20 protein-coding genes and 1 tRNA gene are annotated in these 19,991 nt (G+C 60.4%); 9 read left to right on the top strand and 12 right to left on the bottom strand.

What is annotated here, in order from left to right; genetic code table 11:
• Positions 1 to 6 precede the first annotated feature (6 nt).
• From FJQ55_RS03715 to FJQ55_RS03725, 3 genes are read left to right on the top strand one after another with little or no spacing between them, the layout of a single operon-like run.
• Positions 7 to 1,104 carry a mandelate racemase/muconate lactonizing enzyme family protein gene (locus FJQ55_RS03715; protein ID WP_140826355.1) on the top strand — a complete coding sequence of 366 codons (1,098 nt, stop codon included), beginning with the start codon at positions 7 to 9 and terminating at the stop codon, positions 1,102 to 1,104.
• A 10-nt stretch (positions 1,105 to 1,114) separates the two neighbouring features.
• Positions 1,115 to 2,152, top strand: a complete 1,038-nt coding sequence (locus tag FJQ55_RS03720) for a zinc-dependent alcohol dehydrogenase (RefSeq protein ID WP_140826356.1) — start codon at positions 1,115 to 1,117, stop codon at positions 2,150 to 2,152.
• A complete protein-coding gene (locus FJQ55_RS03725; protein WP_140826357.1) occupies positions 2,149 to 2,907 on the top strand; it encodes an SDR family oxidoreductase in 759 nt (252 codons plus the stop codon). The genes FJQ55_RS03720 and FJQ55_RS03725 overlap by 4 nt, the downstream gene beginning before the upstream one ends.
• Before the next feature lie 210 nt (positions 2,908 to 3,117).
• Here the strand turns inward: FJQ55_RS03725 and FJQ55_RS03730 are convergent, their stop codons facing one another.
• From FJQ55_RS03730 to FJQ55_RS03765, 8 genes are all read right to left on the bottom strand, one after another.
• Positions 3,118 to 3,846 carry an SDR family oxidoreductase gene (locus tag FJQ55_RS03730; protein WP_140826358.1) on the bottom strand — a complete coding sequence of 243 codons (729 nt, stop codon included), beginning with the start codon at positions 3,844 to 3,846 and terminating at the stop codon, positions 3,118 to 3,120.
• A gap of 22 nt (positions 3,847 to 3,868) precedes the next feature.
• Positions 3,869 to 4,597: an SDR family oxidoreductase gene (locus tag FJQ55_RS03735; RefSeq protein ID WP_140826359.1), complete on the bottom strand. Its 729-nt coding sequence runs from the start codon at positions 4,595 to 4,597 to the stop codon at positions 3,869 to 3,871.
• A gap of 24 nt (positions 4,598 to 4,621) precedes the next feature.
• Positions 4,622 to 5,692 (bottom strand): ABC transporter ATP-binding protein, encoded by a 1,071-nt coding sequence (locus tag FJQ55_RS03740; RefSeq protein ID WP_140826360.1) that lies wholly within the window; start codon positions 5,690 to 5,692, stop codon positions 4,622 to 4,624.
• A 122-nt stretch (positions 5,693 to 5,814) separates the two neighbouring features.
• Positions 5,815 to 6,855, bottom strand: coding sequence for an NAD(P)-dependent alcohol dehydrogenase (locus tag FJQ55_RS03745; protein WP_140826361.1), 1,041 nt, complete (start codon positions 6,853 to 6,855; stop codon positions 5,815 to 5,817).
• Between the two features lie 4 nt (positions 6,856 to 6,859).
• A complete protein-coding gene (locus tag FJQ55_RS03750) occupies positions 6,860 to 7,063 on the bottom strand; it encodes a DUF2160 family membrane protein (protein ID WP_140826362.1) in 204 nt (67 codons plus the stop codon).
• Between the two features lie 4 nt (positions 7,064 to 7,067).
• Positions 7,068 to 7,901: a carbohydrate ABC transporter permease gene (locus FJQ55_RS03755; protein WP_140826363.1), complete on the bottom strand. Its 834-nt coding sequence runs from the start codon at positions 7,899 to 7,901 to the stop codon at positions 7,068 to 7,070.
• On the bottom strand, positions 7,898 to 8,776 hold the full coding sequence (locus FJQ55_RS03760; RefSeq protein ID WP_140826364.1) for a carbohydrate ABC transporter permease: 879 nt from the start codon (positions 8,774 to 8,776) through the stop codon (positions 7,898 to 7,900). The genes FJQ55_RS03755 and FJQ55_RS03760 overlap by 4 nt, the downstream gene beginning before the upstream one ends.
• Positions 8,777 to 8,906: 130 nt before the next feature.
• Positions 8,907 to 10,337, bottom strand: a complete 1,431-nt coding sequence (locus tag FJQ55_RS03765) for an extracellular solute-binding protein (RefSeq protein WP_140826365.1) — start codon at positions 10,335 to 10,337, stop codon at positions 8,907 to 8,909.
• Between the two features lie 243 nt (positions 10,338 to 10,580).
• Here FJQ55_RS03765 and FJQ55_RS03770 point away from each other — a divergent pair, with 243 nt between their 5' ends.
• Together FJQ55_RS03770 and FJQ55_RS03775 are read left to right on the top strand one after the other, a co-directional pair.
• Positions 10,581 to 11,504, top strand: a complete 924-nt coding sequence (locus FJQ55_RS03770) for a helix-turn-helix domain-containing protein (protein ID WP_140826366.1) — start codon at positions 10,581 to 10,583, stop codon at positions 11,502 to 11,504.
• 672 nt (positions 11,505 to 12,176) lie between these two features.
• A complete protein-coding gene (locus tag FJQ55_RS03775; RefSeq protein WP_161596941.1) occupies positions 12,177 to 12,605 on the top strand; it encodes a MarR family winged helix-turn-helix transcriptional regulator in 429 nt (142 codons plus the stop codon).
• Between the two features lie 9 nt (positions 12,606 to 12,614).
• Here the strand turns inward: FJQ55_RS03775 and FJQ55_RS03780 are convergent, their stop codons facing one another.
• Both FJQ55_RS03780 and FJQ55_RS03790 read right to left on the bottom strand, forming a co-directional pair.
• On the bottom strand, positions 12,615 to 13,025 hold the full coding sequence (locus FJQ55_RS03780; protein ID WP_140826368.1) for an ester cyclase: 411 nt from the start codon (positions 13,023 to 13,025) through the stop codon (positions 12,615 to 12,617).
• Between the two features lie 378 nt (positions 13,026 to 13,403).
• Positions 13,404 to 13,477 (bottom strand) — tRNA-Gln (locus FJQ55_RS03790).
• Between the two features lie 286 nt (positions 13,478 to 13,763).
• On the opposite strand from FJQ55_RS03790, the gene FJQ55_RS03795 reads away from it, so the two are divergent.
• From FJQ55_RS03795 to FJQ55_RS03805, 3 genes are read left to right on the top strand one after another with little or no spacing between them, the layout of a single operon-like run.
• On the top strand, positions 13,764 to 15,482 hold the full coding sequence (locus FJQ55_RS03795) for a Ppx/GppA phosphatase family protein (protein ID WP_140826369.1): 1,719 nt from the start codon (positions 13,764 to 13,766) through the stop codon (positions 15,480 to 15,482).
• 2 nt (positions 15,483 to 15,484) lie between these two features.
• On the top strand, positions 15,485 to 16,267 hold the full coding sequence (locus tag FJQ55_RS03800) for an RlmE family RNA methyltransferase (protein ID WP_140826370.1): 783 nt from the start codon (positions 15,485 to 15,487) through the stop codon (positions 16,265 to 16,267).
• 13 nt (positions 16,268 to 16,280) lie between these two features.
• Positions 16,281 to 16,664 carry a VOC family protein gene (locus tag FJQ55_RS03805; RefSeq protein ID WP_140826371.1) on the top strand — a complete coding sequence of 128 codons (384 nt, stop codon included), beginning with the start codon at positions 16,281 to 16,283 and terminating at the stop codon, positions 16,662 to 16,664.
• Between the two features lie 11 nt (positions 16,665 to 16,675).
• Here FJQ55_RS03805 and FJQ55_RS03810 read toward each other — a convergent pair whose 3' ends face one another.
• Positions 16,676 to 18,082 carry a DHA2 family efflux MFS transporter permease subunit gene (locus FJQ55_RS03810; RefSeq protein ID WP_140826372.1) on the bottom strand — a complete coding sequence of 469 codons (1,407 nt, stop codon included), beginning with the start codon at positions 18,080 to 18,082 and terminating at the stop codon, positions 16,676 to 16,678.
• Positions 18,083 to 18,326: 244 nt separating this feature from the next.
• Here FJQ55_RS03810 and FJQ55_RS03815 point away from each other — a divergent pair, with 244 nt between their 5' ends.
• Positions 18,327 to 19,307, top strand: coding sequence for an MBL fold metallo-hydrolase (locus FJQ55_RS03815; RefSeq protein ID WP_140829065.1), 981 nt, complete (start codon positions 18,327 to 18,329; stop codon positions 19,305 to 19,307).
• Positions 19,308 to 19,371: 64 nt separating this feature from the next.
• Here FJQ55_RS03815 and FJQ55_RS03820 read toward each other — a convergent pair whose 3' ends face one another.
• Positions 19,372 to 19,722 (bottom strand): ATPase inhibitor subunit zeta, encoded by a 351-nt coding sequence (locus FJQ55_RS03820; RefSeq protein ID WP_161596942.1) that lies wholly within the window; start codon positions 19,720 to 19,722, stop codon positions 19,372 to 19,374.
• Positions 19,723 to 19,991 lie beyond the last annotated feature (269 nt).

Consider the following 19,991-nt stretch of genomic DNA (forward strand, 5'->3'; position numbering starts at 1 on the left):
ATCGTCATGATCGGTTCCTGTATCGTTGACCTGCAGGCACGGCTCTTCCGTGTGCCGCTGGATGAGGTCCTTTCCGATGCCAAGCATGGCGACCACACCCATTTCGAACTGGTCACTGTAACGATCGCCCAGGCCGACGGCACGGTCGGTACCGGCTACACCTATACGGGTGGGTTCGGCGGCCGGGCGATTGCCGCGATGATCAATCACGATCTGCGTCCAATGCTTCTGGGCCGCGATGCGACCCCGGTTGAAGAGATTTATGAAGCCATGCAGTGGGCGGTGCATTACGTCGCACGCGGCGGGATCGCTTCATTTGCGATTTCGGCGATCGATATAGCGCTCTGGGACTTGAGAGGACGGGTACAGGCACTGCCGCTTTGGCAAATGGCAGGCGGAGCCGGCAGTACCGCCCAAGCCTACAGGGGTGGAATCGACCTCAACTTTCCGCTGGAAAGACTGCTGGAGAATGTCCGCGGCTATCTAGCGGAGGGATATGAAGCCGTAAAGATCAAGGTCGGGCGGCCGAACCTTCGGGAGGATGTGACCCGTGCGGAGGCCGTGCGCGCCCTGCTGGGTCCGGACCGCAAGTTCATGGTCGACGCGAACTACGCGCTCGATATTCCCCAGGCGATCGCCGCCGCGCGAGCTTTTCAGCCGCTTGATCTTCTCTGGTTCGAGGAGCCCATCATCCCGGACGACTATGCCGGCTATGCCCGCATCGCAGACGAGACCGGAATGCCGCTCGCGATGGGTGAGAACCTGCATACGATCCACGAATTCGAATACGCGCTGGCGCAATCCAAGCTGTCTTATCTGCAGCCCGATGCCTCCAACTGCGGCGGGATCACCGGTTGGCTTGCGGTTGCCGAGCGCTGCGCAGCGCATGAGATCCCTGTTTGCAGTCACGGCATGCAGGAGCTGCATGTCAGCCTCGTTGCAAGCCAGGCCAATGCCGGCTGGATCGAAGTGCACAGCTTCCCCATTGATCGCTACACCCTGAGACCGCTCGTTCTCGAACATTCGAGAGCCGTAGCGCCGGATGTGCCCGGCACCGGCGTGGAATTCGACTGGGCCCGATTGGCCCCCCATGCAATCTTCTGAGGAGTTCATCATGCCGAATATCGCCGCCTATTACAAAGGCGACCACCGCTTCGAGCTGCGGGATGCGCCCGTCTTGCCGCCCGCCGCCGATGAAGTGCAGATCGAAGTTGCCTGGTGCGGCATCTGCGGAACCGATCTGCATGTTTTTCACGGCGCCATGGATCAGCGCGTCGGTTCGAACCGTATCATAGGCCACGAAATGTCTGGCACCGTTGCGGCCCTCGGCGCAGGCGTCTCGGGTTTAGCCATCGGCGACAAGGTGGTCGTGCGTCCGTTGAAACCCTGCGGTCACTGCCCCGCCTGCGCCGCAGGGCACTCCCATATCTGTCACAACCTGAAATTCCTCGGGCTTGATACCGACGGCGCCATGCAGCGCTACTGGAGCGTGCCGGCTTATGCCGTTCACAAGCTCCCCGACGAGATTCCGCTTGATCTGGCAGCCCTTGTGGAGCCTTTGGCTGTGGCATGCCATGACATCGAGCGGGCGCGGCTTGCCCCCGGCGAAACGGTTCTGGTCATCGGTGGTGGTCCGATCGGCATGCTGATTGCGATTGCGGCAGCCAAACGCGGTGCGCGGGTGCTGCTGTCGGAGATCAACCTCTCCCGCCTGACGCTGGCCGCCTCTTTCGGCATCGGCGCGTTCGATGCATCCAAAACCGACGTGGCGCGCGAGGTCATGGCCGCCACGGGCGGGAAGGGCGCTGACGTCGTCTTCGAAGTCTCAGGTGTCCAGGCGGGCGTGGATCTGATGACGGAGGCTGTTTCGACCCGAGGGCGGGTGGTCATGGTCGCCATCCACGCCAAGAAACCGGTCATCGATCTCTTCCGCTTCTTCTGGCGCGAGATCGAGATGCTTGGCGCACGGGTCTACGAGCCGCAGGACTACGAGGCTGCCATCGATCTGCTTGTCCGGCATGGCTCGGAGATCGGTCGCGTCATCACCGAGCGCCGGCCCTTGAGCGAGATACAAATCGCATTCGAATCGTTCGAGGCAAACGGGACCTCGATGAAGACGCTGCTGAACTGCCAGGAGGGCACGGCTCAATGAACCCCTTCGACCTTACGGGCAAGACGGCCGTTGTCACGGGAGCGCGACGCGGTATCGGTGCCGCGATTGCCATAGCTCTTGCAGAAGCTGGCGCCGACATCATCGGCGTTTCCTTGAGCATGCCGGAGGATGGTGCGGAAACCGGAAGCGCGGTACGGGCCTGTGGCCGCCGGTTCACCGGGATCGCCTGCGATTTTTCGGATCGTGGCAAGGTCCTGGACCTGGGAAAGCGGCTGGCAGAGGTGCCCGTCGACATCCTCGTCAACAATGCCGGGACGATCAAAAGGGCGCCGGCTGCCGAACACCCGGCGGAATACTGGGACGAGGTTCTGGAGACCAACCTTTCGGCTCAGTTCTTTCTGACCCAGGCCATCGGTCAGCAGATGATTGCAACGGGCCGCAAGGGCAAGATCATCTTCACCGCATCTCTCCTGACGTTCCAGGGAGGCATCAACGTTCCCGGCTATGCGGCCAGCAAGGGCGGCGTCGGCCAGCTCGCGAAGGCCTTTGCCAACGAGTGGGCGGCCAAGGGCATCAATGTGAACGCAATTGCCCCGGGTTACATAGCGACCGACAATACCGAGGCCCTTCGAAACGACCCGCAACGCGCGGCTTCAATCCTGGCACGCATTCCGGCCGGCAGATGGGGACAGGCCAAAGACATGGCAGGTCCGGCAGTCTTTCTTGCATCGAGTGCGTCGGACTATGTGCACGGCACGATCATCACGGTGGATGGAGGCTGGATGGCGCGCTAGGGCAGGGGCGCAAGCGTCCGGAAGTGTCAAGGGTTTAGGCCGACTTCAGCATGGCGGGAGAGCGGCAATTATTTCCGCTCGGGAGCGCCAGGCAGCATGTGAGGCGAACACCTGCCGACACAGCATCGCGCCCTCTGCGTCGGTGTTTCACAGGTGCTCACTTGTCGCGGAAGCGGCCCCTGCGCTTCCTATGACCTCGTGGTGGCAAACCTACACGTCGAAATTGGTCGGCAAGACAATCATGTCCCGGATCGTGACGTTGCGCGGTCGGGTCAACATGAAGATGATCGCCTCGGAGACTTCAGTGGGCTCGATCAGGCTCCCGTTGGCCTTGGCTTTTTCGAGGTTCTCCGCGGGCCAATCGGCAAGCAGAGCGGAGACCACGGGACCGGGCGAGACCTGGCCCACTCTGATGCCGTGGTTCTTCAACTGCCGGCGCATGATCTGGACGAAACTGGTAATCGCCCATTTGGAACTGGAATAGACCGGCTCCCATGCGATAGGCGCATGGCCGGCGACGGAGCAGGTGACAAGGATGTCCCCGGTTCCCCGCTCGATCATATGCGGGGCGACAGCGTGCACGTTCTTCATGACCGCGTTCACGTTGAGATTGAGCATCCGATCGATTGCGGCCCCATCGGTTTCAATGAGATCGCCGCCAATATAGGATCCTGCATTGCAGTGCAGGATATCGACGTGGTCCACCTTCGCCAGGATTTCCGGCACCATGGCTGCACAGCTTGCTGCGTCCAGAAGGTCGGTTACCTGAATGACAACATTGTCACCAAACTCGGCGGCGAAGGTCTCAAGCGCCTGTCTGTTGTAGTCGACCATCACGACCTTGGCGCCGGCATCAATCAGGGCGCGGGTCGTTGCAAGCCCAATTCCAGAAGCTGCGCCGGTGACTGCAGCGATCTTTCCTTCGAGTGGTTTCGTCATCTTCTTCTCTCGCTTTTGGTTTTCAGACGGCAAGGAAGCCGCCATCGACGGGCAGGACGGCGCCACTGATCATGGCCGCGTCCTCTGAAATCAGCATCGCGATTGAGCGCGCGACATCATCGACCTCTGCAAAACGCTCCATCGGGTGGCGAACCATCATGGGGTCTCGTTTGGAGGGCTCGGACCATGCTTTCGCGGCAAGTTCCGTCATGGTCACCGTCGGCGCCACTGCATTGACGCGGATGCCGTGCGCGCCGAGTTCCTTGGCCATGACGCGGGTTGCGCCTTCCAGCCCGGCCTTCGAAGCCGCGTAGGCCACGTGGTCCACGAAACCACGATGTCCGGCAATCGAGGTCACATTCACGATCGTACCGCCACCGCCGTTGGCAATGCGGGAGCGGGCAAATTCCTGCGCACAGATCAGCGCGGCCCGTAGATTGATGCCGAGAACCTGTTCATAGCCCTCTTCAGTCATGTCGAGGACGCTCTCGAGCACATTCGTTCCCGCGCAATTGATCAGAGCGTCTGCGAGCCCTGCCTTCTTCATGGCGTCGCGTGCTGCGGCATTGTCGGCGAGATCGACCGAAATGACGGCCGTGCCAAAGGCTTGTGCCAAATGATCAAGATCGGCCTGGGAGCGCGAAAGCCCGATGATGCGTGCGCCACGACGAGTAAACAATTCAACGCAGGCGCGGCCTATACCCTTACCGGCGCCCGTAATGATGATCGTCTTTCCGGTGAAGTCTGACATGGATGATCCCTCGATGCGTCTTGCTCAGGGTGAGATTCTCTGTTCGGTTTGCCTGTCGAACACGTGGGCCGCGGCAGGATCGACATCGAGCCTAATCCTGTCCCCCGGCCTCAGCGGGTGGCGCTCACGAAAGGCGCATAAGATCCGCTGCCCGGCCAATTGGGCTGCGAGGAGTATTTCTGCCCCCGTCGGCTCGATCAGTTCGACGGTCGCGGGTACCCCCATCTCGCCATGGTGCAGAACCCACTGGTCAGGGCGAACCCCGTAGATGACGTCTTGCCCGTTGGTCGCCCGGGTGCCTTGCGGAAGGGGAAGGGTCGACCCGTCAGCAAGCCGCGCTGAGTTCAAGGCAAGATCGATCGTGGCCGGCAGCATGTTCATCGCCGGCGATCCGATAAAACCGGCGACAAAGGTGTTGGCTGGCCTGTCGTAAAGCTCCAGTGGCGCCCCGATCTGCTCCACCTTGCCACTGCGCAGCACGACAATGCGGTCCGCCATGGTCATGGCTTCGATCTGGTCGTGCGTGACATAGACCGATGTGGCGCCGAGGCGCTGGTGAAGAGCCTTGATCTCCGAACGCATGTCCACGCGCAGTGCGGCGTCGAGGTTTGACAAAGGCTCGTCGAAAAAGAAGGCCTTGGGGCTGCGAACCATCGCGCGTCCCATGGCGACGCGCTGCCGCTGGCCACCGGAGAGCGCTTTCGGATATCGGTCCAGATAAGGCGTCAGCCGCAACATCTCGGCAGCCTTGTCGACCTTGGCGTTGCGGTCGGAAAGATTCTCTCCGCGCAGCTTCAACGCGAAAGCCATGTTCTCCCGGACCGTCATATGCGGATAGAGCGCGTAGTTCTGGAACACCATGGCTACGTCACGGTCCTTCGCTGCGATGTTGTCGACGCGATGTCCAGCGAGCTTGATCGTGCCACCGGTGATTTCTTCGAGGCCGGCAAGGGTCCTAAGCAATGTAGACTTGCCGCAACCAGAAGGTCCCACCAGCACCACGAATTCACCATCCGCGATGTCGAACGAGATGTTGCGCAGTGCGTGGTAAGAGCCGTAATACTTATCGACCTGGTCGAGCTCTATCGTCGCCATATCTCAATCCTCAGTCAGTTGAAGCGGCGAGGCCGCCGGTCTTTCGGGATGGGTGAACGGTCAGCTTCAGCATGGCTTGTGTCCTGCCTCGGCTGCTGCAATTTAATGTCCGCCGATCCATCTCAGGTGCCGAGTTGGATCTGGATCTTGACGGAGGACGGCTTCGGCCGCACCGCGTAGTCAAACGCCGCAATGGAATCCTCGAAGGCGTAGGTGTCGGTGATCAGAGCGTCGACGTTGATCTGGTTGGAGCCCAGGAGTGCGATGATGCGCGGGTAGACATGGGCGTAACGGAACACATGTTCGACGCGCAGTTCCTTGGTTTGTGCGATGACGACATCGAACAGAACCGGCTTCACCGGCATCCCCACGAAGATGATGGCGCCGCCGGGGCAGGCATGGTGGACGGTATCTGCGACGACGTCGACCGCGCCGGAGCATTCAAATACGACATCGACGCCCCAGGCGTCGGTTTCCCGGGCGATAACACTCTGCAGGTCCTGCGATCGCACGTTGACGGTCACGATGGCTGAACTGAGCTTGCGCGCCACGGCAAGTTTCTCGTCGACCACGTCGGTGACGATGACTTTGGCGCAGCCAGCCGACAGTGCCGCGATTGCCGTCACCATGCCAATCGGTCCCGCACCCGTGACCAGTGCGATCGCCCCGGGCGTCAGCCTTGCCTTGGAGACAGCGTGGAAGCCTACGGCGAGCGGCTCGACCATGGCACCAGCGGCATAGGACACATTGTCCGGAAGCTTGAAGGTAAAGGCCGCCGGGTGGACCACGCTCGGCCTCAATACGCCATGCACCGGGGGGGTCGCCCAAAAGCGCACTGCCGGATCGAGATTGTAGAGACCCAGCCGCGACGCGCGACTTTGAGGGTCGGGAATGCCGGGCTCCATGCACACGCGGTCGCCGACCTTCAGGTTCTGGACCGCGCTGCCGACCTCTTCGATGATGCCGGCTGCTTCATGGCCGAGGATCATCGGCTCGCGGACCACGAAGGGACCGATGGCGCCGTGCGTATAATAGTGAACGTCGGATCCGCAGACTCCCACGGTCTTGATGGCAATGCGCACGTCGGAGGGACCGAGCACCTCTTTCGGGTCCAGGTCGCGAATGCGCAGTTCGTCTTTTCGTTCGAGAACGAGCGATCTCATATGTTCAGCCCTTTCGGATAATGAATGCGGCGAGCGCCAGGCAGAGCACCGTCGCCACCCACAGGGGCAGCACGCCCTCAAGAAAGCGCATCCACAGAAGATGCACCAGAATCAGGATCACGACCGAGATGAAGCCTCTGTCGAAGCCGTTGGTGCGGATCGGTAGGAACCCGTCGCGCTCGGGTTTCTGGGGTTGAATGCCAGCCATGAATTTATCCTTTCAATGCGCCGAACGTCAGGCCGGTCACGATGTGCTTCTGGACGAAGCCGAGCACGACCAGAGCCGGGAGCGTGGTCAGGAACGCCATGGCCGCCATCTCGCCCCAGTTCGTTCCGGTGACCGAGACATATTCGGCGAGCGCTGTCGTCACGGTTCTAGCGTCCGCCGACGAGGTGAGCGTCGCTGCGAACAGGTACTCATTCCAGGCAAAAATCCAGGTCAGGATGAAGGTGACGGCCAATCCGGGGCGTGCCAGCGGCAGGATGACGTGGGAGAGCACTTGGCCAGTCGTCGCACCATCGACGCGTGCCGCTTCGTCCAGCTCCAGCGGTATCCCGTCCAGCATGCCTTTCAGGAGCCAGATGGCGAAGGGCAGGTTGAACACGCAATAAAGGAGGATCAGACCGATCTTCGTGTCGAACAACATGAAGTCGCCGAACACAAACCATTTGGTGAACAGCAAAAAGAGCGGCAGCAGAAACACGGCAGGCGGCGCCATGCGGTTGGTGATCAGCCAGAAGAATACGTTGTCACCGCCGCTGATCTTGTAACGCGACAGCCCGAACGCAGCGAGCAGGCCGAGCGCGCAGACAAGCGCGGCATTCGATGTCGCCACGACCATCGAATTCCAAAGATATTGCAGGAAGGTCGAGCTGTTGAGGACGGCTAGAAAATTGTCCCAGTAGAGATCGTCGATTAGGACTGATTTCGAATACAGCTTCACCCGAGGCCGCATCGAAACGACCAGCATCCACCAGACCGGAAGAAGGGTCAGGAAGGTCAGGCCAATCCAGAGGACTAAGGAACCTATACCGGAGCGTTTCATTGTGCGCCTCCCTTGCGGCCGGTCATTGCGACGAAGAGCAGCCAGCTCAAAACGATCGTGACGTAAAGCGTGAGAAGCGACATGGCTGCGCCATAGCCATAGTCCGTCTTCGGAAAGACGTTGATCCAGATGTGAAGGCCGATGAACCTCGTTGCCTCGGCGGGGCCGCCTTTGGTCAGCATCCAGATTTCGTCGACGGAGCGAAGGGCGTCCATCAGCCGGATGAAGACGGTAGTCAGCAAAACCGGCTTCAGCATCGGCACGATCACGTACCAGAAGATCTGCAGCTTGTTGCCGCCGTCGATCTGCGCCTGCTCGAGTGGTTCTTTCGGCAGGGCGGTGAGCCCCGCCATCAGCGACAGCGTGACAAACGGTGTCCAGTGCCACAGGTCCATGATGATCGCCGTGCCGAAGGCGTGATAGGCATTGGTCGAGATGTTGTAGTCGATGCCAAACCACAGTTTCAGGTAATAGGGCACGATGCCGAAGCCCGGAACGCAGAGCAGCCGCCAGGTGGCGCCGACTGCAATGGGCGCGACAACGATCGGCAGCGTATGGATAGTCCGAAAGAACTGTCGGCCCCACAGCCGGTCTGCCATCAGCGCGCGGGCCAGCACGTAACCCAGCAACAGCTCGCTGATGACCACGATGAAGGCGAAGACCAGCGTGCGCGCAAGCGAGCTCAGGAATGTCGTGTCAAAAACGAGGTTACGGTAATTCTGCAAACCGGCCCAGCGGAGGGTGGGATCGAGCGCATTGGTGTTCCAGTCGAAGAACCCGACATAAAGAATGTAGATGAAGGGAATAAACCCGACAACGAACAGGATTAGGGTGGCTGGCGCTAGAAACAGCCATCCGATGTTGGATTGTCTCATCCTACGCTCCGTCAGACATCATTGGTATCAATTCGACCAGCAGCTTTGTGGACAAGTCCGCAACCTGCAGTGAGGAAGGGGCGGCCACCTTGCTGAAGGTGGCCGCCTACCGCTGGGAGGGGGCGGCTTCTTACTTGCGGTAGCCGAGCTTTACGAGTTCAGCTTCAGCCGCCGTGGCGGCCTGGTCCAGAGCGTCGTCTGGCTTGATCTCGCCAACGATCGCCTTGTAGATAAACGGCGCGACAACCTGCAGGACTTGCGAGTGGAACGGGTATGGCGGCGCTCCGGCGAAGAGCTTTCCGTCGTCGCGCATCAGCGTGTAGTAACCGTTCATCTTCTGGTCCTGCTCGACGATTTTGGGGTCGTCATAGGTCGAGTTCATGACGATGCGGGAGCCGGCCAGCGCCCAGTCCGTCTGCACGGAAGCCTGCCCGATATACTGCAGGAAGAGCAGCGAGGCGTCCTTGTTCTTGGAAGAATGCGGGATGCCGAAGGCGCCGCCATCGTAGTAGCCGATGTACCCCTTGCCGGATCCGGCCGCTTCCATCACGCCTGCCTCAACCGGCGGCAATGCCACGCCCACTTTGCCGACGACGGTCGATTTGCTTTCATCGGTCGCGATCCACGCGGCGTTCTCGCCGTAGACGAGGCCCTGGGCTGCGCGGCCGGCGGCAAATGTGCCGGCAACCTCGTCCCAAGTGGACGACGTCGATTCCGGCGGCGCATATTTCAGAAGGTCGACCCAGTAGTTGAGCGCCTTCTTCGCCGCGGCGGAGTTCATCTGGCCGCCATTGGCTTCCGTGGCGGCGAAGGTCGTGCCATCGATGCCCCAATTGTATACGCCAAAGGTCGGCGCGACCGACTCGAAGAATTCGTAGAAGGCAGCGGGGTGGCTCGACGAGGCCTGTACTGTCGTGCCCCAGAGCTCCTTGTCTGCGCCATATTCCGTGAAGAACTTGGCAATCTGGGTGTATTCCTCATGCGTGGTCGCGGGCTTCAGATCCGCTCCGGTCGCATCCTTGTAGGCCTTCTGGATCGCGGGATCCTCGAAGAGATCCTTGCGGTAGAGATAGGGCTTGATGAAAGCTTCCATGGGCACGCCCATGACGTTGCCTGACTTCGGATCCTTGAAATAGTTCAGGAACGTGGTGAAGTTCTCCGGCTTGAAGTCCGGCGACGCGATCTTTGCGTTGTCGGCGAGCGACTTGGTGATATCCACCAGGAAGTTGCGAGCCAGATAGGTGTAAACGATGTCCTGCTCGATGTAGACGAAGTCGTAGATGCCAGTATTGGCCTCCATGTCCTTGATCGCCTTATCGTACATCTGGTCCCAAGACGTGGCCTCGAACTCGACCTTAATCCCGGTCTCCTCGGTGAATTTCGGGCCGAGGACCTGCTCGACATATTTCGACGCCGGGGTGGATTCGGAAATGCCCCGGATGGTCGCGCCCTGATACGGCTGCGCGGCAGTCTTCCACCAGGAATCCTGCGCAAGCGCGGTTGAACTCCAAAGGCCAAGCGAGACGAAGCCGACGCCCACGGCTTTTGCGAAATTATTCATTGTTCTCCTCCATTTGGATCGCGAAATCGCTCCGGTTGTGCGTGCTAAACTCTCCTCCGACACGCTCAACGGACCTTGATACTTCTGGAAAGACGGGGTGGACACAAGCGTCGGCGTTGCGCCATACTGATACTTTAATGCGTGAAATGTCGGGAATAGGTATGAAATCTTGTGTGCGTTGCACAATCTAATACCGGTTGTTGACGCTATGGGCAGTCTGAGAAAGTCTGGGGAGGGGTGGCTATGTCGGTTGTTTCGCCAACGGTGGCGAGATTTGAATATGTGTTGACAGGCGCTGACGAGACATTTCTCTGGCGCCGGGACGACTATCCGTGGGAACGCAATGTCTGGAATTTCCACCCGGAGGTGGAGATCCATTACATTCCCAATGCCAGCGGCGTTCTGCTGGCGGGTGATCATGTCGGCGCGTTTGCGCCGGGCCATATCTCCTTGATCGGAAGCAACCTGCCGCATGACTGGGTCACGCCACTTGGTGACGGTGAGCGCATTCCTGGGCGCGATATTGTCATCCAGTTTCTGCCGTCCAAGCTGGAGCAGGCCTCTGCCTTTCTTCCAGAACTGGCGGGACTGCGGGAATTCTTCGTCCGCGCGCAACGCGGGCTCTCATTCAAGGGACGGGCGAGGGAAAAGGCAGAAGCGCTGATACTCGACATGGAGTTTCAGACGGGATCGGCACGCCTTGCGACCTTCTTGTCATTGCTCTCGCTGCTGCGAGACACCGACGAAGTCGATATCCTGTCTTCGGAGGCCTATGTGCCGGACCTGAGCTATGGTTCTCTCGAAGCCTTGCAACAGGTTTTCGCATATATCTTCGCAAATCTCTCGGAAGATATCCGCTTGCCGGACATGGCACGCATGGTCGGTATGAGTGACAGTTCCTTTTCGAGATTTTTCAAGAAGAACAGCGGCAACAGCTTTACTGACCACGTGAACAAGCTTCGGATCTGGAAGGCGGGGCAGCTACTGACCGATACCTCCATGCCGATCACGGACATCTGCTTCGAAGTGGGGTATCGCAATCTCTCGAATTTCAATCGGGTCTTTCTCCGACACCACAATCTCACGCCGACAAGATACCGGAAATTGTCTGCCAACCGAAGGACTGTGCCGCTCCCTCAGGCAGGGTCGGGTCATGTGCCGGTTTAGTTGCAGTGATTGGGCTCTCGCACTTCGTGCATGACGATGACATCATGCAGATTAATCGGCATTTGAAAGCATGCTTCATCCTATGCGTTGCGCCAATAGCCGACTGTCTGTTTCCGTAAACAAATTGCTTGCGGGTCCCCAGTCAACTTTAGGAGGCCTGCTTGCGCACAACGATGGCATGAAGAACGGCGGCCAGGGCTGCTCAAATTGTTGAGAAGGCATTACTTTTTCTTGTGAGAAACGGACGCGGAGTTTCAGCGGAAAACCGATCTACAAGAGTCTGTCTCGAAGACCTGGGTTCTCAGATGATGTCAGAGGCTTACCAATATAGCCTCTGATTTCCCTATATCTTTCCGCCGAGGGCGACGTTGGATGCCATCTTTATGCTTGGCTTTGGGACGGCGCCGATATGACGGGAGAGCGGCAATGATTTCCGCTCCGGAGTGGGGGGGCGGAGCTGTGGCGAGCATTTTCGCGGAACTGCTTTGCCCTTAGAGTGACGTTGGGGCTAGCTGGATCTTGACCTGAAAGCACTCGGTCTGCATCCCTTCTTGCAGACTGCTACTACTTATGATGCCTATTTCTGGCAGTCATCCTGCGGTTGATCCGCGCACTGCGAAGGGTTGCGGAATCGCTGTCCTGAGGTCGCACCAAAGAAATGAAAATCAAGAGATGAGCTCCAGTAGTCAGATAGATGCGCTCACGCTTGCTGAAGCGCTCCGTCATGCGCTCGGCAGCTTCATCCGCGACATAAAGTCCGGGGCACAGACACCGACAACTTCGCAGTCAGAAACACTGTCGCTTTTGGATCGGGAGGGGCCACTAAGCGTTGCCCAACTGGCCGAACGTCGCAACGTTCGCCACCAAAGCATGCGGCTGGTTGTCGGTCAGTTGGAAATCGAGGGTCTAATTGGCAAGATGCCCAATCCGGCGGACCGTCGCAGCGAACTTCTTTTCCTCACTGAGGAGGGGCGTGCGCGGTTAACCCGCGCCCGCCAAGCCCGAACGGCGCAGATCGCCGAACGGATCGAGGAGCGCCTGTCCGAAGAGGACAGACGAACGCTCGAAGCGGCCATCCGCATCATCGAACGGCTCTGCTAGCGAGACAGATCAGTCCTTGGACAGAGCGGCAATCACGTTCGACAGCGTGTTCAAGCCCCAATGCTCCGCATATCTGCCGCCTTCAATTCTCACGATATCGATGACGCTAATTGTCACCTCTCGTCCTGTCGCCGGAATGTCGAACAGCGGGCCAGAGTGAATTCCGCTGATGGTTTTTCGGGTGGTGACCTTGTCTCCCTCAGCGATCTGGTCGTGGATTACTATTTTCAGGTTCGACAGGGCGGGACGTAGAACGCTCTCAAAGGTGTTCCACATGCTTTCAGGACCACGAGGCATGTTTTGCGGGGCGGAGTGATTTATGAAGCTGGGAGACATCAGAGCCTGAAACTCGGCTTCGTTCCCATTTTGGATCACTTCGATGTTGAAGCGGCGAACCACTTCCTTGTTCTCATCAGACATTGTCGGCCCTTCAAGGATAAACGATATATACAGTTTGACTGTATATATCGTTTATAGGTGTGTTTGAGCTCTTTTGCAATTGGAGGCCCTCCCAATGCCTTTGATCAGAACAGTGAAGGCTGAGTGAAAGCCGGCTGCCCGTCCGGCATTGCCCAAAGGCGGTTGGGATACGCGCGCGCCAATAGAAGATATTGCCGCGGCGGGTGAGATTCTCGACGTCGTGGCGGACCGCCATGAAGTTTCTGCCCTTGCCTGCCACCGGCGACGCCGCCACGCAAATTTCGCGTGGGCATCACCTTTGGGCATCAGGTCGCCGATGATGCCAAAACGGGATCCGGCACGACGGAAAAACATGAGAATCAAGGCTTTTGGGAGAATTGGCTGGGGAACCTGGATTCGAACCAAGATTAACGGAGTCAGAGTCCGTCGTTCTACCGTTGAACTATTCCCCACCAGGGTATCGCTTGCGCGATCGGTGAGCGGGCTTATAGACAAAAGCTTCGGCATTGCAAAGACCCAAAGCTGAAAAAAATCATGGAAATTGTCGGCACCGACAAAGCACTCCAGGATCCCGTCTTTTGCGGCTCTGGTCCGGTTCTCGTCCCGGCTCTCGCGCCTTTCAGAAAAACCGTTTGGCGCAAGTGGCTTGCGCTGGTATGCTTTGCCCAACGAAACGAATGATGACACCAGCGGCACGCGTCGATCTCGGCGCCTTGCGCGGTTCAGTGGATAACTTCAGTGACAGACCCCAGTCGCGGCGGACAGCCGAAAAGCGAGGGGGCGTCGACAGGCAGGCGCAAGGGCGGGTCACACCGCCGGCGCGGCAAGGGCAAGAAGGCGGGGCCGGCAATGAACGGTCTTGAGACTTCTGCTTCGGCAGGATCGGCGGCAGCGTCGGTCCCTGAGCGACGTTCCGAAACGGTGATTGCGGATGGCCCCATCCGCAAGCGAAAGCGCCGCCGGCGCGGCAAGGGTGCGGGAGCGCCTTCCGCCAATCCCCAAACGCTTGGTGTAACGAGGTCTGGTGAGGCGCAGTCTATGCGACCGGTCGGCTCCACCGGCGGTGCTGTCGTCGCCGACGGCGCATCTGGCTCGCAGGTTCGTCATCCACAATCGCAGGCATCGGAGCGGCATAGTGACCCCGCGCGAGGCTCAGCGGGTGCGGCAACCGGGGAGCCGTTGGCCACCCGGGGCGACCAGCCGCAAGCGCGCAAGGGTCGGCGCAACCGCAGTCGGCGCGGCCACGGCCTGAAGCCCGGGCATGTCCGGCCACTCACGGGATCGGAACCGCCCTCTGCCGCCCACAAGGCCCGTGCTGTGGATCCCGCACCCACGCCGAAGCTCGCTCCGGCCAAGTCGCATGCCCCGCGCCCTCCGCAGGGCCCTGTGACGGAGCGGCCCCGCAGCACCTGGGAATTTGCCTCAGACGATCTTTATGCGGCACTTGATCTCGGCACGAACAATTGCCGTCTGTTGATCGCCCAGCCGACCCGGCCCGGGCAGTTTCGCGTCGTCGATGCCTTCTCCCGCATCGTCCGGCTCGGCGAGGGTCTAGGCGCCACCGGCCGGCTGTCGCAGGATGCCATGGACCGGGCCGTCGAAGCCCTTCGCATCTGCGCCTCGAAGCTGGCCGGTCGCGACATAAGGCGCATGCGCCTGATTGCCACCGAAGCCTGCCGGGCGGCGGAGAACGGCGAACTCTTTCTCGAACGGGTGACCGCCGAGACCGGCCTGAAACTTGAGATCATCAACCGCGAGACCGAGGCGCGCCTTGCCGTGTCCGGCTGCTCGTCGCTGGTCGGGCGCGAGGCCCGTTCGGTGGTTCTGTTCGACATCGGCGGTGGGTCGTCCGAAATTGCCGTCATTCGCATTGCGGACAACCGCTCCAGCCGACTCGCTAACCACATCACCCATTGGACCTCGCTTCCGGTCGGCGTCGTCACGCTCTCCGAGCGCCATGGCGGTCGCGATGTGACGCCCGACGTCTTCGAGGCGATGACCCGTGAGGTCGAAGGCATGCTCGAGCGGTTCGATTGCCCCGACCTCGGCTTCGGACCGGGCGGGGTTCCCGATGATTTCCATCTGATCGGCACCTCCGGAACGGTCACGACGCTCGCGGGCGTGCATCTCGACCTGCCGCGTTACGATCGCCGCAAGGTGGATGGTCTGTGGCTCACCGATGCCGAGGTGACGGCGATGCAGGCGAAACTCTTGTCGTGGGATTATGCCGGCCGCGCAGCCAATCCCTGCATCGGACCGGATCGCGCCGATCTGGTGCTCGCTGGCTGCGCGATTTTGGAAGCCATCCGCCGCCGCTGGCCATCGAGCCGCATGCGGGTGGCGGATCGTGGCCTGCGCGAGGGACTTTTGACCGACATGATGGCCGATGACGGTGTCTGGCGACGGGGCCGCAGCCGCCGCCCGCATCCGGCGCCGCAGACTTCGAGGGAACGCTGAGAATGGCAAAACCACCCATTGCCGGCAACAGAACTGGCCGCAAGCTCGGCCAGAAGGTCAAGAAGGGCAAGCTGAAGGCCTCGTCCAGGCGCTGGATCGAGCGCCACATCAACGACCCCTATGTCCAGCGCGCCAAGCTCGAGGGTTATCGTGCCCGCGCCGCTTTCAAGCTGCTGGAGATCGACGAGAAGCATCAGATCCTGAAAGGGGCGACTCGCATCATCGATCTGGGTGCGGCGCCTGGAAGCTGGTCGCAGATTGCCGCCAAGGTTACCGATTCGACGGATGAGGATATCCGCGTCGCGGCAATCGACTTCCTCGAAATGGCGCCTCTACCGGGCGTAAAAATCCTGCAGCTCGACTTTCTTGATCCCGATGCCCCGCGCCAGCTGATCGAGGCGGTCGGCGGCACGCCGAACCTCGTCATCTCGGACATGGCGGCACCGACCACGGGCCACCAGAAGACCGACCACATCCGCACCATGCATCTGTGCGAAGTCGCGGCGCATTTCGCCGTCGAAGTTCTGTCCGAAGGCGGTCACTTCCTCGCCAAGACGTTCCAGGGCGGCACGGAAAAGGACCTGCTCAACATGCTGAAGCAGAACTTTCGCCAGGTGCTGCATATCAAGCCTGCCTCTTCGCGGCAGGAATCGGTCGAGATGTTCTTGCTCGCCAAGGGCTTCAAGGGGCGCAGGGGAGCGGGCGTCGTCGAACTGGACGAGGAGGGCTTTGCTCGTGATCCGCGCGAGGATGTTCCGGAAACCGAAGATCTCGACCAGGACTGAGGCGGGCAGGCGCATGTTCACCTACATCACCATCGGCATCAACGATCTGCCCCGCGCAGTCAGCTTCTACGATGCGGTTCTTTCGACGCTTGGCATCGAGCGGCGGGAGATCGACGACAACGAGGCTGGATATGCGGTGGCCGGCGACAGTCGCTGCCGGTTCTGGATCACGCATCCCTTCGATCGCCGCCCGGCAACCGTCGGCAATGGCTCCATGCCGGCTTTCGAGGCGCCGTCACGGGCAGCGGTCGATGCGTTCTACGCGGCAGCGCTCGCCCATGGCGGCACGGATGACGGCGCACCGGGCATCCGTATCTTCCATCCCAATTTTTATTCCTGCTATGTCCGCGATCCCGATGGCAACAAGCTGTCGGCGCTGTGCGAACGGCCTGAGTGATCAAGGCGTGATCACTTCACGCTGATCGTATCGTCCTCGGGCGCCCGCCGATAGCCTGACACCGCCGAGCCGACATCGCGCGACAGCCCGAAGAAGGGTAGGACCGCGAAGATGGACAATCCCGCGACAATCGCAAAAGCCAGATGGAAATCGCCGAGCGACAGCGTCTCTCCGGTCACCCGCGTGCTCGCCTCCAGGATGGCGGCGGCGGTTGCCACGCCCAGCGCCAGGCTCACTTGCTGCAGCACCGAGGTCAGCGACGTCGCCTGCGATGCCTGCCCGTCTTCGATTTCGGCATAACCGAGCGTGTTCACCCCGGTGAAGAAGAAGGATCGGCAGAAGCCGCCGATCAAAAGCATGGTCATGATCAACGCGATCGGGGTGGCCGGTGTAAAGATGCTGTTCGCCGCCGTCGTGATCGCTCCGCCGATGCCGGCCGCGATCAGCAGGTTCCGGAAGCCGGCCGCAGCAAAGGCGCGCCTGGCAATGAATTTGGTCGAGATAGCGCCGACGGCTGCGATGAAAGTGGTCATGCCCGATTGGAAGGCGCTCATACCGAAACCCAACTGCAGCATCAGGGGCAAAAGGAAGGGCGTCGCGCCGGCGGCTATGCGGAACACGGTGCCGCCGATGATGGCCGCGCGAAAACTCCGGTTGGCAAACAGCGTCAGAGCGAGCAGCGGGGCAGGGTGGCGCCGAGCATGGACCACATAAAGCACGAGGCAGAGGATGCCGCCGAGCGTAGCGGTCGCGCCGACGGCAATCGGCAAAGCCGGCAGGCTGAGGACAGAAAGGCCGAACACCAGGCCGGAGGCTGCCCCGGAACTGAACGCAAAGCCGCGCCAGTCGATCGCTGCGGTCTCGATCGGCTCGATCTCCGGCAGGTAGCGGCTGGAGAGGAAGAGACCCAAAAGTCCGATCGGAATGTTGATCAGGAAGATCCAGTGCCAGCTGAAAAAGGTGGTGATGAAACCACCCACCGGCGGTCCGGTGATCGGTCCGAGCAGGCCGGGAATGGTGAGAAGCGCCATGGCAGAGACCAGCTCGGATTTCTTGGTGGTGCGCAACAGGACGAGTCGCCCGACTGGTGTCATCATCGCGCCTCCCATGCCCTGCAGGAAGCGCGAGGCGACGAAGAAGAGGAGCGAACCGGAGATGGCACAAAGCAGCGAGCCGATCATGAACACGACGATCGCGGCACGAAAAATTCGTTTGGCGCCGAAGCGGTCGGCCATCCAGCCGCTGACCGGGATGAAGATTGCAAGCGCCACCATATAGGCAGTGAGGGCAAGCTTGAGCGTGATCGGCCCAACGCCGAGATCGGCGGCGATTGTCGGCAACGCGGTCGCAATCACAGTGGAATCCATCTGCTCCATGAACAGGGCGACGGCGAGGATCAGGGGGGTGATGCGGTTCATCGGCATTCCGGAGAGGCCGTTGGGACACGGCAGATAGGGCCTCATACTGCATTCGCACATGGGGTGAAACCGTTTGCGTTGCAGCGCGTTCCCAAAGGCGTGGTCCGTCGGGCGGACAGAGGGCGCAAGCCTGCATCACGATGGTGTGAGGGAACTTTCCTCTCGCTTTGTCCAGCCTATGTCGCGTTGCGGCCCCTCGATCCGGGGGTAGAGGACTTGTCGTTGAGGAGATTTCAAGATGTCGATGAACAGAAGAATGGTATTGGGCGGAGCCGGCCTCGCGCTTGCATCGCCGATGATCATGACGCGCGCCGCCGTGGCGCAACAGACGAGTGCCGACACATCCATGAGCATCGATCACGCCATGCCTCCCGAAACGCACCGCTTCAATGTCGGAAAGTTCGAGGTCCTCGTCGTCAAGGACGGCGCTCGCCCCTCTGGCAAGCCGCAGGAAACATTCGGCACCAACCAGACGCCCGAAGTGGTCGGTGCTTTGCTTGAAGCGAATTTTCTGCCAGCCGACAACTTCGTCAACAGCTTTGCTCCTGTGCTCGTCAATACCGGCTCTGACGTCATCCTCTTCGACACGGGCATGGGAGAGGCGGGGCGTGCCAACGGCCTCGGTCGTCTGGCCGAGGGCCTGACCGCCGCCGGCTACAAGCGCGAAGACGTCACGATCGTCGTCTTGACCCATATGCATGGCGACCACATCGGCGGCCTGATGGAAGGGGGGCAGCCGGCTTTCCCCAATGCGCGTTACGTCACCGGACAGGCGGAATATGATTTCTGGGTCGACCCGGCCCGTGCCGGCACCCCGGCGGAAAACGGCCAGAAGGGTGTGCTGGCCAACGTCAAGCCTCTGGCGGAAAAGATGACCTTTATCGGCGATGGCGGCGAGGTGGTCTCCGGTATCACGGGCATGGCGGCTTTCGGCCATTCACCGGGCCACATGATCTACCGGCTGGAGTCGGATGGCCGCCAGCTGGTGCTGACCGCCGATACCGCCAATCACTTCGTGCTGTCGCTCCAGCGTCCGGACTGGGAAGTCCGCTTCGACATGGATAAGGCGGCTGCCGCAGCCACGCGCAAGAGGGTCTTCGACATGATCGCGACCGACAAGCTCGCCTTCCTTGGATATCACATGCCGTTCCCGGCCGTAGGTTATGCCGAGAAGATCGAAGAAGGCTACCGCTTCGTGCCCAAAGCCTATCAGTTCGACATCTGATCTTTGTTGCCACCCATCGGAGCCCGTGCGATCCCCTTCGCGCGGGCTTTTCTGTCGCACAGAGTCAATTTGGCCCATCCTCGGTACCGCGGTGGGGATGGCCATGCTCGCTGCGCCGCAACTCCTCTGCAGCGCTGCGCAACAGGGCCACCATCCGATCCTGCAGAACTTCGTCCAAGATCTCGATGCCCGCAGCCTGGAAATCCGTTCGGATCCTATCTAGAAGCCCGGCATCGCCGGATGCAGCAGCCCGAGCCAGTTCCTCGGCATAGGTTTGCGCATCTTCAAGGTCGAGGACGGTGGTCGCCCATCGTGCCATCAGTGTTATTCGTCGGGCGCAAATCTTGCCGGAAAGAACATCGTCATGCGCGTCTCTGTGCGGCCGCGCTCTCTTGCTGCTGTCACCGATGACCATCGGACCGTCTCCGTCTGCGTCCCCGTGCTCCTCCGAGGGACGACGCGTTTGATAGCACATCGGATTTGACGATCTCTTTATTAGGAAGATTGAATTTCCCTCTCTTCATCGCGATCCCCGGGTGAAAGGTTCCATCGGGCGTCAGACCTGCAGGTTTTGCTATTCCCTTCCTGTCATGAACGTGTTACCAGCCCTCGCCAACTTCCAAGCATTTCATGCAGAAGCGACCGAACGGGATTCCCGTTTTCCGGCCGGATTCTGCCTATTCA

Origin of the sequence: Rhizobium glycinendophyticum (genome assembly GCF_006443685.1) — a bacterium.
GTDB classification, from domain to species: domain Bacteria; phylum Pseudomonadota; class Alphaproteobacteria; order Rhizobiales; family Rhizobiaceae; genus Allorhizobium; species Allorhizobium glycinendophyticum.